The organism is Streptomyces sp. NPDC046939 (assembly GCF_040644575.1).
Lineage (GTDB): Bacteria > Actinomycetota > Actinomycetes > Streptomycetales > Streptomycetaceae > Streptomyces.
In genome coordinates this window covers 76,399-89,125 of sequence record NZ_JBEYWV010000020.1, presented here as the reverse complement: position 1 = coordinate 89,125, position 12,727 = coordinate 76,399, and the positions used below count along the sequence as shown (strand labels likewise).

Sequence of the window (12,727 nt, the reverse complement as noted above, 5' to 3'; positions counted from 1 at the left end):
ACCATGCTTCTGAATATTTCATGATGTCAAGCAACTGGGTACCCTGGACCCATGACCGCCACCCGTCCGCACCGTTCCGTCGATCCGCTCACCCTTGAGGTGGTGGAGCTGATCGGCGCCGTCGTCGCGCGCTACCACCAGGAGTACGAGGACGCGGCCGCGCGGCACGGACTGACCGGAGCACAGGCACGGGTGCTCAGTCTGCTGGCGCTCGAACCTCTTCCGATGCGGCAGATCGCGCACCGGCTGAAGTGCGAGCCGTCGAACGTCACGGGGATCGTGGACCGCCTGGAGGCGCGGGAGCTGGTGGAGCGGCGCCCCTCGCCCGGCGACCGGCGCGTGAAGGTGGCCGCGCCCACGGAGGAGGGCGCGCGCGTGGCGCTGAGCCTGCGGGAGTCCCTCGACTTCGCGCGCGAGCCGCTGGCCCGGCTCGACCGGGACCAGCGGCTCGCGCTGCGGGACATGCTGAGGACGATGATCGGGGCGGAGTAGCCGCCCTGCCCGGCCGTGTCTAGGTGCACCACCACAGGAACCGGTCGCACGTCTTCGTCGGGGTCGGTTCGGGCGTCGGGGAGGTGGGGGTCGGGTCCGGGGCCGTGCTGGTCGGGGGTGGGTCGGACGGCGAGTCGCCGGGTGAACCCGGGCCGGAGGAGGGCGAGTTGTCCGGCGAGCCGCCGCCGTCGCCCGTGTGCGCGTCCTCGTCCCCCTTCTCGCTGCCGCCCGTCGACGGCGCGCCGCTGCTCTCCTCCGCGCTCGCACTGGCGGACGCCGACGCCGAGGCGGACGTCGAGGCGGAGCCGGTCGCCCCGGGCGAAGGCGAGGCCGCGTCCGGTCTCGGCGCTCCGGAGACCGGGGCCCCGCCCGGCGCGGACGACGCTTCGCCCGCCTCCGACGTGTCCCCCGCGTCGGCCGTGTCCGGCGCCGCCTGCGCGTCGCCGCCGCGCGACGACTCCATGCCGAGCTCCGCGAGGCTGAGCCCGCCCGCCGCGAGCGCGAGGCCGGCCGTGGCAAGCAGGATGCGCCCCCGGCGTCTTCGGTGCGCCGCGCGCGGTCGCGCACGCCTCCGGCCGCGCGGCCCGGCGGACGCCGCGTCCTCCACCGGCGCCGCTTCCTCCGCGCCTTCCTGCGCGGCGAGCGCCTCCGCGTAGGCGCGCACGGCGTCGGCGGGGGTGCCGCAGCCCGGGCAGGCGAGAGCGCCGTTGAGGTGCCTGCGGCACGGGTGGCAGTAGTCCATGACGCAAGGAGGCTAGGCGCCCGGCCGGTGACGGAGGAAGCCGGTGCTGTGAAACTTCTGTGCGAACCATGGCGTGGGCGAACCTCCACGCTGCCCAGCGAACCTCTGCGCGAACCATTGACACCCGCGCACGGCCGTCTTTACTGTCACGCCAGCATTTCGAACGTGTGACGAAATATCGAACGGCAACGATCGGCACAGGGGGCAATCGCCTTGCGCATCACGGGAATCAGCACGCATGTGGTCGGGACGCCCTGGCGGAACCTGACCTACGTCCAGGTGCACACCGACGAGGGGATCACCGGCGTCGGCGAGACCCGCATGCTGGGCCACACCGACGCGCTCATCGGCTACTTGAACGAGGCGCTGGCCAACCACATCGTGGGGTCGGACCCGTTCGCCGTCGAGGATCTCGTCCGGCGCATGAAGTACGGCGACTACGGGCGGGCCGGCGAGATCGTCATGTCCGGCATCGCGGTGGTGGAGATGGCCTGCTGGGACATCAAGGGCAAGGCGCTCGGCGTCCCGGTGTGGCAGCTCCTCGGCGGCAAGGTCACCGACAAGGTGAAGGCGTACGCCAACGGCTGGTACACCACCGAGCGCACCCCGGAGGCGTACCACAAGGCCGCGCAGGCGGTGATGGAGCGCGGGTACAAGGCGCTGAAGATCGACCCATTCGGCACCGGGCACTTCGAGCTGGACCACGAACAGTCGCTGTACGCCGTCTCGTTGATCGAGGCCGTGCGGGACGCGATCGGGCCCGACGCCGAGCTGATGCTGGAGATGCACGGCCGCTTCTCCCCCGCGACGGCGGTCCGGCTCGCCCGCGACCTCGCGCCGTTCAAGCCCGCGTGGCTGGAGGAGCCGGTGCCGCCGGAGAACCTCAAGGCGCTGGAGAAGGTCGCCGCGAAGGTGGACATGCCGGTCGCGACCGGTGAGCGCATCCACGACCGGATCGAGTTCCGCGAGCTGTTCGAGAACCAGGCCGTCGACATCATCCAGCCCGACGTCGGCCACATCGGCGGCATCTGGGAGACGCGCAAGCTCGCCGCGACCGCCGAGACCCACTACATGCTGGTCGCCCCGCACAACGTGGGCGGCTCGGTCCTGACGGCGGCCTCGCTCCAGGTCGGCTTCACCACCCCGAACTTCAAGATCCTGGAGCACTTCAACGACTTCGCGGACGCCGAGATCAAGAAGGTGGTGAAGGGCGCGCCGCAGGTCGTGGACGGCTACTTCGAGCTGTCGCACGCGCCGGGTCTCGGGGTCGAGCTTGACGTGGACGCGGCCGCCGAGTTCCCGCAGCAGCAGGCCCGGTTCGACCTGTGGGCCGAGGGCTGGGAGAAGCGCGCGCCGAAGGGGACCCAGTGAGCGGCGCGGTCGTCGTCGACGGGCCCGGTGAGCACCGGGTCGTGGCGCACGAGCCCGCCGAGCCCGGTCCGGGCGAGGCGCGGGTGCGGGTGCACGCGGTGGGGATCTGCGGCAGCGACCGCGAGGTCTACCAGGGCAACCGGCCCGAGGGGTACGTCCGGTATCCGCTCACCCCGGGCCACGAGTGGTCCGGGACCGTGGACGCCGTGGGCGACGGGGTGCCGGCCGGGCTGATCGGCCGCAAGGTCGTCGGCGAGGGCTTCCGGAACTGCCAGGTGTGCGACCGGTGCCACGCCGGTGAGACGACACTGTGCACCGCCGGGTACGAGGAGACGGGGTTCACGCAGCCGGGGGCCATGGCCGCCACGCTGGTCCTGCCCGCCCGGCTGCTGCACGTGCTGCCCGACGACGCGGACCTGAGCGCCGCCGCCCTCCTGGAACCGGCCGCGTGCGTCGCCGCCGCCGCGCTCAAGGCCGAGGCGCGGCCGGGCGAGCGGGTCGCGGTGGTCGGGACGGGGACGCTCGGGATGTTCGCCGTGCAGTTCCTCGCCGCGCACTCCCCGGCCGAGCTGCTCGTCGTCGGCACGAGGGACGACCGGGAGGCCCTGTCGCGGCGGTTCGGGGCGACGGACTTCCGGCTGCGGAGCGGACCGCTCCCCTCCGACATCGATGTCGTGATCGAGACCGCGGGCTCCGCGTCGGCCGCCCGGACCGCCGCCTCGCTCCTTCGGCGCGGCGGGCGCCTGGTGCTGACCGGCATCCCGGCGCCGGGCGCCGACGGGCTCGACCCGACCGATCTCGTCGTGCGCCAACTGGAGGTGCGGACCGTGTTCGGCGCCGCCCCCGACGCGTGGGCGCACGCGGTGCGGGCGTTCGGGGCGGGGCTGCTCGACCCCCTGCCGCTCGTGACGCACGAGGTCGCGCTCGATCGGTTCGCCGAGGCCATCGAGTGGGTCGGGTCCGGGGACCCCAAGGTCGGCAAGGTGCTGCTGCGGCCCTGACGGACCGGCCCCGCCCCGCCCACTCTCCCAAGATTTCGGACAAGACGAAGGACGAGCGTGACCGACTCACCCCGCCGCTCCGGCGAACCCGCCCTCTCCGCCCTCGGGTTGAGCGCTCCCGCGCCCGATCCGGCGGACGCCTCCCCGCACACGTTCCCCGACGGCGGGACGTGGCGCGTGGAGATCCCCTCCGTCGAGGGCCCCGAGGCCGTCGGCGTCGTACTGAAGGAAGCCTCGCGGCTCGACGTCCCCATCCACCGGATCAGCCAGGGCAGCGGCGTCTGGATGCTGCGGGACACCGAGATCGTGGAGATGGTCGAGGCGACCGGCGAGCGCGACATCGAGCTGTGCCTGTTCACGGGGCCGCGCGGCACCTGGGACACCGGCGCCTCCGTGCGCACCGACTCGCGCGGCGCGGGCCTGCGCGCCCGGGGCCACGACGCCGTCGCCGGTTGCGTCGAGGACGCCGTACGGGCGACGGAGCTGGGCGTGAAGTGCCTGCTCGTCGCCGACGAGGGCGTGCTGTGGACGCTGCACAGGGCGCGTTCCAAGGGCGTCATACCGGCCGACACCACGCTCAAGGTGTCCGCGCTGATCGGGCCCGTGAACCCGGCCTCGTACGCCATCTACGAGCGGCTGGGCGCCGACTCGCTGAACGTGCCCTCGGACCTGACGCTGGCACACCTCACCGAGATCCGCCGGCTCTCGGCGGCGCCGATGGACATGTACGTGGAGGCGCCGGACGACCTCGGCGGCTACATCCGGATGTACGAGATCGCCGAACTGGTGCGCCGGGGCGCCCCGTTGTACCTGAAGTTCGGGCTGGCCAAGGCGCCCGGCATCTACCCGTACGGCACGCATCTGCGGGACGTCACCCTGGACACCGCCCGTGAGCGGGTGCGCCGGGGCCGGCTCGCGCTCGACCTGCTCGCCCGGCACGGGGCGGGGGCGGGCATGTCGCCGCTCGGCTCCCGGCTGCCGGGGACCCTCCGGCGCTTCAGCACGGCCGAATAACGTTCTGGCCCGGCAACTTCACAGAAGACGACAGAGCCGCGCACAATCCAACGCACTTCGGTTCTCGGTCAACCCCCGCGCACAGCGCGGGACTTCGCGCCTCGCGACCGGGCCCCGCACTTCACACATCAAGGATGATGACCATGCGAAACCGCCGCACCGCTGCAGCCGCGATAGCCGCGACCGTCTCCCTCGCGCTCACCCTGACCGCCTGCGGCCAGGACAGCGAGGGCGGCTCGGACGAGGGCAAGAAGAGCGCCGAGGGCTCCACGGTCGGCATCGCGATGCCGACGAAGTCCTCGGAGCGCTGGATCGCCGACGGCAACAACGTCGTGAAGTCCCTGAAGGAGAAGGGCTACAAGACCCAGCTGGTCTTCGGTGAGGACGACCCGGACCAGCAGGTCTCGCAGATCGAGAACATGATCACGCAGGGCGTCTCCGCGCTGATCGTCGCCGCGATCGACAACAAGTCGCTCAGCTCGGTGCTCAAGCAGGCCGCCGACGCCGACATCCCGGTCATCGCCTACGACCGGCTGATCCTCGACACCAAGGACGTCAGCTACTACGCGACGTTCGACAACGAGAAGGTCGGCGAACTCCAGGCCGGATCCCTTGTCGACAAGCTCGGCCTGAAGAGCGGCAAGAAGGGCCCGTTCAACATCGAGCTGTTCGCGGGCTCCAACGACGACAACAACACCAAGTACTTCTTCAACGGCGCGATGAGCGTCCTCCAGCCCTACATCGACAAGAAGCAGCTCGTCGTCAAGTCCGGCCAGACGAAGCTCAACCAGGTCACCACGTTGCGCTGGGACGGCGCCACCGCCCAGAAGCGCATGGACGACATCCTGACCTCGACCTACAAGGGCAGCAACCGCGTGGACGCGGTGCTCTCCCCCTACGACGGCATCTCCATCGGCATCCTGTCCGCGCTGAAGTCGGACGGCTACGGCTCCAAGTCCAAGCCGCTGCCCGCCGTCTCCGGACAGGACGCCGAGGTCGCCTCGGTGAAGTCGATCATCGACGACCAGCAGTACTCGACCGTCTACAAGGACACCCGCCAGCTCGCCAAGGTCGCGGTGACCATGGTCGACGACGTGCTGCACGACAAGAAGCCCGCCGTCAACGACACCAAGACCTACGACAACGGCGCGAAGGTCGTCCCCGCCTACCTGCTCAAGCCGGTCCTGGTCACCAAGGACAACTACGAGAAGGAACTCGTCGACAGCGGCTACTACTCCAAGGCCGACCTGGGCCAGTAAGTACCCCTGTCCGAACCACTAGCTGAAGGGCACGACCATGGCGGGACCCGTCCTGGAAATGCGCTCGATCGTCAAGACCTTTCCCGGTGTGAAAGCGCTCTCGGACGTCAACCTGACGGTACGTCAGGGCGAGGTCCACGCCATCTGCGGGGAGAACGGCGCCGGCAAGTCCACCCTGATGAAGGTCCTCTCCGGCCTCCATCCGCACGGGAGCTACGAAGGAGAGATCCTCTTCGAGGGGCAGCCCTGCCAGTTCAAGGACATCAACGCGTCCGAGAAGCGGGGCATCGTCATCATCCACCAGGAGCTGGCGCTCGTCCCCTACCTGTCGATCGCCGAGAACATGTTCCTCGGCAACGAGCACGCCACGCGCGGGCTCATCGACTGGCGCGAGACCCTGATGCACGCCACCCGGCAGTTGCGCCGCGTGGGCCTGTCGGAGAACCCCAACACCCGGATCTCCGACATCGGCGTCGGCAAGCAGCAGCTCGTGGAGATCGCCAAGGCGCTCGCCAAGGACGTGAAGCTGCTGATCCTCGACGAGCCGACCGCGTCGCTCAACGACGAGGACTCCGGCAAGCTCCTCGACCTGATCCTGGGCCTGAAGGAACAGGGCATCACGTCGATCATCATCTCCCACAAGCTGAACGAGATCCGTCGCGTCGCCGACTCGGTCACGATCCTGCGCGACGGCCGCACCATCGAGACCCTCGACGTGCACGCCCCGGAGACCACCGAGGACCGCATCATCTCCGGGATGGTCGGCCGCGACCTGGAGCACCGCTTCCCCGAGCGCACCCCGCACCAGGCCGAGAAGGGCGCGGCGCCCGCCCTGGAGATCCGCAACTGGACGGTGCGCCACCCCCTCGACCGCGAGCGCAAGGTCGTCGACGACGTCTCCCTGCACGTACGGCGCGGGGAGATCGTCGGGATCGCGGGCCTGATGGGCGCGGGCCGCACCGAACTCGCGATGAGCGTCTTCGGGCGGACCTACGGCCGCTACGCGGGCGGCACCGTCCTCAGGGACGGCACCGAGATCCGTACGAAGACGGTCGCGGAGGCCGTCCAGCACGGCATCGCCTACGCGACCGAGGACCGCAAGCACTACGGCCTCAACCTCCTCGACACCATCAACCGCAACATCTCCCTCGCGGCGCTCGGCAAGGTCGCGCGGCGCGGCGTGGTCGACGAGCACGGGGAGCGGCAGGTCGCCGAGGAGTACCGCAGGTCGATGAATATCAAGGCCCCGACGGTCTTCGAACCGGTGGGGAAGCTGTCGGGCGGCAACCAGCAGAAGGTCGTCCTCAGCAAGTGGATCTTCGCGGGCCCCGAGGTGCTCATCCTCGACGAGCCGACCCGCGGGATCGACGTCGGCGCCAAGTACGAGATCTACACGGTCATCGACAAGCTGGCGGCCGAGGGCAAGGCGGTGGTCTTCATCTCCTCCGAACTGCCCGAACTGCTCGGCATGTGCGACCGCATCTACACGATGAGCGCGGGCCGGCTGACCGGTGAGGTCACCCGCGCGGAGGCGACGCAGGAGTCCCTGATGCGCCTGATGACCAAGGACAAGAACGGGACAGAAGAGGTAACGCGATGAGCACGGACGTGATGGACAAGTCCCCGGCCCCCGCGCCGCCGGGCAAGGACGGAGCCACCGGCGAGGGCGGGCTGCTGCGTCTCGTGCTCGACGGGATGCGCCGCAACATGCGCCAGTACGGCATGCTGATCGCGCTCGGCCTGCTCGTGGTCGTCTTCGCCGTCTGGACCAACGGCGACCTGATCCTGCCGCGCAACGTCTCCAACCTGGTGCTGCAGAACAGCTACATCCTGATCCTCGCGATCGGCATGATGCTGGTGATCATCGCCGGTCACATCGACCTCTCGGTGGGGTCGCTGACCGCGTTCGTCGGGTCGACGGCCGCCGTCCTCATGGTCAGCCACGACATGCCCTGGCCGCTCGCGGCGGTGATCTGCCTCGCGATGGGCGGCGCCGCGGGCTGCATCCAAGGCTGGCTGATCGCCTACGGCGGCATACCGTCCTTCATCGTGACCCTCGCGGGCATGCTGGTGTGGCGCGGCCTCACGGAGATCCTGCTCAAGGGGCAGACCCTCGGCCCGTTCCCCGAGGGCCTCGGCAAGCTCGGCAACGGCTTCCTGCCCGAGGTCGGCCCCGACACCAACTACCACAACCTCACCCTGCTGCTCGGTGTCGTGCTCGCCGCCGCCGTCGTCATCCAGGAGCTGCGGGACCGGCGCCGCCAGCAGGAGTTCGCCCTCGAACTGCCGCCGCTCAACCTGTTCCTGCTGAAGCTCGTCGCGATCGTCGCCGCCATCGCCGTGGTGACCATGCTGCTCGCCAGCTACAAGGGCGCCCCGATCGTCCTGCTCATCCTCGGTGTCCTGGTCGTCGGCTACGGCTACCTGATGCGCAACTCGATCTTCGGCCGCCACATCTACGCCATCGGCGGCAACCTGCCCGCCGCCAAGCTCTCCGGCGTCAAGGACAAGAAGGTCTCCTTCTACGTCTTCCTCAACATGGGCGTCCTCGCGGCCCTGGCCGGCCTGGTCGTCGCCGCCCGCCTGAACGCGGCCTCACCGAAGGCCGGGCTCAACTTCGAGCTGGAGGCCATCGCCGCGTCCTTCATCGGCGGCGCGTCCATGAGCGGCGGCGTCGGCACCGTCCTCGGCGCGATCATCGGCGGCCTCGTCCTCGGTGTGCTGAACAACGGCATGAACCTGCTCGGCGTCGGCTCCGACTGGCAGTCGGTGATCAAGGGCCTCGCCCTGCTCGCCGCGGTCGGCTTCGACGTGTGGAACAAGCGCCGCGCCGGTTCCTGACGGCACCCGCCCCACACCCGTACCTCGCACGTCGCACGTCGCATCTCATCAGGACCACTCCCCGCTTTAGGAGCGTCAGATGGACACGACCAGACGAACGGTGCTCGCGGCGGCCGGTGCCGCGGGCATCGCCGCCACCACCACGCTCGGCGGCACGGCACACGCCGCGCCCGGAAGGAGACCGACGAAGGAGCTGTTCGGCAAGCTGGCCGACGGCACGAAGATCTACCGCTGGTCCCTGGCCAACGGCGGCACCCGCCTGAAGGTCCTCTCCTACGGCGGCATCGTGCAGTCCCTGGAGCTCCCGGACCGCAAGGGCCGGTACGTGAACGTCTCCCTCGGCTACGACAACATCGAGGGCTACGTCACCGGCACGACCTTCTTCGGCGCGACCATCGGCCGGTACGGCAACCGCATCGCCAAGGGCCGCTTCACGCTGGACGGCACGACGTACCAACTGTCGGTGAACGACGGCGAGAACTCGCTGCACGGCGGCGCGAAGGGCTTCAACACGCGGGTGTGGGACGTGGAGCCGTTCACGTCCGGCTCCGACGTCGGCCTCCATCTGCACTACACGTCGATCGACGGCGAGATGGGCTACCCCGGCACGCTCAAGGTGACCGTCACGTACACGCTCACCGCGCGCGGCGACTGGCGCATCGACTACAAGGCGACGACGGACAAGCCGACCGTCGTCAACCTCACCAACCACACCTACTACAACCTCGCGGGCGAGGGCAGCGGCGGCATCTACGACCACGAGCTGACCCTCGCCGCCTCCCGCTACACGCCCACCGACGCGGGCCTCATCCCGACCGGCGAGCTGGCGAAGGTCGCGGGCACCCCGTTCGACTTCCGCCGCCCCAAAGCGATCGGCGACGACATCCGCGCCGCACACCCGCAGCTCGTCACCGCGAAGGGCTTCGACCACAACTGGGTCCTCGACAAGGGCATCACCTCGCGCCCGGTGCACTTCGCGACCCTGCGCGACCCGCGCTCCGGCCGCACCCTGAAGATCGCCACGGACCAGCCCGGCGTGCAGTTCTACTCCGGCAACTTCCTCGACGGCACGCTCGTCGGCCCGTCGGGCCGCACCTACCGCCAGAGCGACGGCCTCTGCCTGGAGACCCAGCACTTCCCGGACTCCCCGAACCAGCCGGCGTTCCCGTCGACAGTGCTGCGGCCCGGGCAGACGTACCGGTCGACGACGGTGCACTCGTTCGGCACGTGAGCCGCAAGGGTTGAACACCGCCCCGCCCGTGTCCGTGGACGGACACGGGCGGAGGCGTGTCCGTCAGCGGTCGCGGGTGAGGTCCCCCACGAACCGGGCCCACGCGGGGCCGCCCACGGCGAACGAGGGGCCGGTGCTCCGCTTGGAGTCCCGTACGTGCACCGCAGTGGGAGCGATGGCGACCTCGACGCAGTCGGAACCGGCCTCGCTACCGCTGTAGCTGCTCTTGAACCATGTGCTCTCGGCGGTGTTGTCCGTCATGTCTCGTTCAGCACCTTCTCGATGAACGTCAGCGACTCGCGGGGTGGGAGCGCCTGGGCTCGGATCATGCCATAACGCATTTCCAGGTACTGGACCTGCGTCGGGTCGGTGATCAACTGCCGGAACGACTGCACCTCGACATGCCCAAGTGTCGTACCACCGCGCTGTTTCAGCACCCGAAAGGCGCCGTCGAGACCAGGATGCTCCGCACAGTCGCTCGGCATGACCTGGATGTCGACGGTGGGCAGCCGGCTCAGCCGCAACAACTGCTGAAGCTGACGCCGATGGACCTCCCGTCCGCCGAGCGGCCTGCGCAGCGTCACCTCTTCCTGCACGAAGCTGAAGACAGGGAAGACCTCGTTGTCCAGGATCTCCTGCCGGGCGATGCGAGCGGCGACCTCACGCTCGATGATCTCCGCCGAGTACCTCGGTCGCCGCATCGCGAACAGCGCCGTCGCGTACTCCTTCGTCTGCAACAGCGCGTGCAGCGTCCGGTCCCCGTACGCCAACACCTCGACCGAATCCCGCTCCAGCTTGGCCAGATCGCGGACCTTCTTCGGGTACCTGGCGTCCTCCAGGTCCTTCTTCATGGCCGCGATCCGGCCGCGCCCCTCCAGGACCTCGTCGGCCTTGTCGAGGAACTCGGGCCGCGGAATCCTCGTCCCCTGCTCCACCTTGTAGACGAGCCCTTCCCCGTACCCGAGCCGCGCCCCGAGTTGCCCGGCGCTCAGCCCGGCCACCTCCCGCCAGGCGCGCAGTTGCCGCCCGACGGCGGCAACCACCGGCTTGACCTCGTCGTCCGGCTCGACGTCCCACCCTGATCCGTCGCCCGACTCGTCCTTGTGCTCAGCGATCACGATGACCACCTCCGCACCGCTAACGACCGACTTTCGCGAGGGGCGCACGGTGTGCAGTGAGCGCGAGAAAAAATTCGAACGTGTGCCATGCATTTGCCGCGATTCAGGGCATTGTCGCCTCACGCCAGCCGGATCACGTTCCAGGACAAGGGCTCCAGGGCCGCGCGCAAAGTGCCGTCGGCGAGTGTCGTCCCCGTCCCCTCGTGCGGCGTCACCCGGTCGGGGTCGGTCAGTGTGTTGCGGGCGTCCGGGTCGGCGTCGGCGAGGACCGAGTGTTCGGCCACCTCCGACAACTCCAGACCGTGCAGCGCCACTTCCAGCGGCAGCGATTCCGTCTGGCTGCGGTTCACCGCGAAGATCGTGACCGTGCCGTCCGTCGCGCGGACCGCCGTCGCGTGCAGCAGGTCCGCCGTGCCGTGGCGCTCGGTGTCGTACGTCGGGCCCGACACCCGTACGTCCAGGACCTCGCCGCGCCCGTACCTCGACGCCTGGGCGAACGGGTAGAACGTCGTCTGGCGCCAGGCCGGGCCGCCCGGCTCGGTCATGATCGGGGCGATGACGTTCACCAGCTGCGCGAGGCAGGCGATCTTGACGCGGTCCGCGTGGCGGAGCAGGGCGATTAGGAGGGAGCCGAGGACGACCGCGTCGGTGACGGAGTAGACGTCCTCCAGGAGGCGCGGGGCCTCCGGCCAGTCCAGCGCCGAGACCTGGGCCTCGGTGCGGGACATGTACCAGACGTTCCACTCGTCGAAGGAGAGGCTGATCTTCTTCGGCGACTTCAGGCGGGCGCCGACGTGGTCGCAGGTCGCCACGACGTTCTGGATGAACGACTCCATGTCCACCGCCGACGCGAGGAAGGAGTCCCGGTCGCCGTCGTGCTCCTCGTAGTAGGCGTGGAGGGAGATGTGGTCGACCAGGTCGTACGTTTCCGCCAGGACTTTCGCCTCCCACTCCGCGAAGGTCTCCATGTACTGGGCCGAACTGCCGCACGCGACCAGTTCGACGCTGTTGTCGATCTGGCGCATCGCCCGCGCCGTCTCGGCGGCCAGCCGCCCGTACTCCTCGGCCGTCTTGTGGCCGGTCTGCCAGGGGCCGTCCATCTCGTTGCCCAGGCACCAGAGTTTGATGCCGAAGGGGTCCTTGTCGCCGTGGGCGATACGGAGGTCGGAGAGGGCCGTGCCGCCGGGGTGGTTGGCGTACTCCTGGAGTTCGATCGCCTCGGCCACGCCGCGCGTGCCCAGGTTCACCGCCATCATCGGTTCGGCCTGCGGGCCGAGTTTCCGCAGGAACGCGATGTACTCGGAGAGGCCGAAGCGGTTGGACTCCGTGGTGCGCCAGGCCAGGTCGAGGCGGCGGGGGCGGTCCTCGACGGGGCCGACCGAGTCCTCCCACTTGTAGCCGGAGACGAAGTTGCCGCCGGGGTAGCGGATCGTCGTCACGCCCAGCTCCCGGATCAGGTCCAGGACGTCCGTGCGCAGGCCCTCCTCGTCGGCCGCCGGGTGGTCCGGCTCGTGGATGCCGGTGTAGACGCAGCGCCCGAGGTGTTCGACGAAGGAGCCGAACAGGCGCGGGCTGACCTCGCCGACCGTGAACGCCGGGTCGAGTGTGAAGCGTGCGGTGCGCAATGTGTCCCCTTCTGAGCCGTGTGCCGTGTTCCG

General features: G+C 69.7%; 12 protein-coding genes. 8 read left to right on the top strand and 4 right to left on the bottom strand.

The window, feature by feature from the left end:
- Positions 1-51: 51 nt before the first annotated feature.
- Positions 52-492, top strand: a complete 441-nt coding sequence (locus ABZ877_RS22370) for a MarR family transcriptional regulator (RefSeq protein ID WP_361073921.1) — start codon at positions 52-54, stop codon at positions 490-492.
- A gap of 19 nt (positions 493-511) precedes the next feature.
- On the opposite strand, the gene ABZ877_RS22365 is transcribed toward ABZ877_RS22370, so the two are convergent.
- Positions 512-1,234, bottom strand: coding sequence for a hypothetical protein (locus tag ABZ877_RS22365; RefSeq protein WP_361073919.1), 723 nt, complete (start codon positions 1,232-1,234; stop codon positions 512-514).
- 213 nt (positions 1,235-1,447) lie between these two features.
- Here ABZ877_RS22365 and ABZ877_RS22360 point away from each other — a divergent pair, with 213 nt between their 5' ends.
- The 7 genes from ABZ877_RS22360 to ABZ877_RS22330 all read left to right on the top strand — a co-directional run bounded on the left by ABZ877_RS22360 (position 1,448) and on the right by ABZ877_RS22330 (position 9,951).
- Positions 1,448-2,605 (top strand): mandelate racemase/muconate lactonizing enzyme family protein, encoded by a 1,158-nt coding sequence (locus ABZ877_RS22360; RefSeq protein ID WP_361073917.1) that lies wholly within the window; start codon positions 1,448-1,450, stop codon positions 2,603-2,605.
- The gene (locus ABZ877_RS22355; protein WP_361073915.1) at positions 2,602-3,606 is read left to right on the top strand and encodes an alcohol dehydrogenase catalytic domain-containing protein; all 1,005 of its coding nucleotides are present in this window, start codon (positions 2,602-2,604) and stop codon (positions 3,604-3,606) included. The genes ABZ877_RS22360 and ABZ877_RS22355 overlap by 4 nt, the downstream gene beginning before the upstream one ends.
- 57 nt (positions 3,607-3,663) lie before the next feature.
- Positions 3,664-4,620, top strand: a complete 957-nt coding sequence (locus ABZ877_RS22350) for a hypothetical protein (protein WP_361073913.1) — start codon at positions 3,664-3,666, stop codon at positions 4,618-4,620.
- Positions 4,621-4,763: 143 nt separating this feature from the next.
- Positions 4,764-5,879 carry a multiple monosaccharide ABC transporter substrate-binding protein gene (chvE, locus tag ABZ877_RS22345; protein ID WP_361073911.1) on the top strand — a complete coding sequence of 372 codons (1,116 nt, stop codon included), beginning with the start codon at positions 4,764-4,766 and terminating at the stop codon, positions 5,877-5,879.
- A gap of 37 nt (positions 5,880-5,916) precedes the next feature.
- The gene (mmsA, locus tag ABZ877_RS22340; protein WP_361073909.1) at positions 5,917-7,479 is read left to right on the top strand and encodes a multiple monosaccharide ABC transporter ATP-binding protein; all 1,563 of its coding nucleotides are present in this window, start codon (positions 5,917-5,919) and stop codon (positions 7,477-7,479) included.
- Complete coding sequence (mmsB, locus tag ABZ877_RS22335) at positions 7,476-8,720, top strand: multiple monosaccharide ABC transporter permease (RefSeq protein ID WP_361073907.1); 1,245 nt, start codon at positions 7,476-7,478, stop codon at positions 8,718-8,720. The genes mmsA and mmsB overlap by 4 nt, the downstream gene beginning before the upstream one ends.
- Positions 8,721-8,799: 79 nt before the next feature.
- Positions 8,800-9,951: an aldose epimerase family protein gene (locus tag ABZ877_RS22330; RefSeq protein ID WP_361073905.1), complete on the top strand. Its 1,152-nt coding sequence runs from the start codon at positions 8,800-8,802 to the stop codon at positions 9,949-9,951.
- A gap of 63 nt (positions 9,952-10,014) precedes the next feature.
- Here the strand turns inward: ABZ877_RS22330 and ABZ877_RS22325 are convergent, their stop codons facing one another.
- From ABZ877_RS22325 to ABZ877_RS22315, 3 genes are all read right to left on the bottom strand, one after another.
- Positions 10,015-10,212, bottom strand: coding sequence for a DUF397 domain-containing protein (locus tag ABZ877_RS22325; protein ID WP_361073903.1), 198 nt, complete (start codon positions 10,210-10,212; stop codon positions 10,015-10,017).
- On the bottom strand, positions 10,209-11,069 hold the full coding sequence (locus ABZ877_RS22320) for a helix-turn-helix transcriptional regulator (RefSeq protein WP_361073901.1): 861 nt from the start codon (positions 11,067-11,069) through the stop codon (positions 10,209-10,211). The genes ABZ877_RS22325 and ABZ877_RS22320 overlap by 4 nt, the downstream gene beginning before the upstream one ends.
- Positions 11,070-11,188: 119 nt before the next feature.
- A complete protein-coding gene (locus ABZ877_RS22315) occupies positions 11,189-12,694 on the bottom strand; it encodes an alpha-N-arabinofuranosidase (RefSeq protein ID WP_361073899.1) in 1,506 nt (501 codons plus the stop codon).
- Positions 12,695-12,727: the final 33 nt, after the last annotated feature.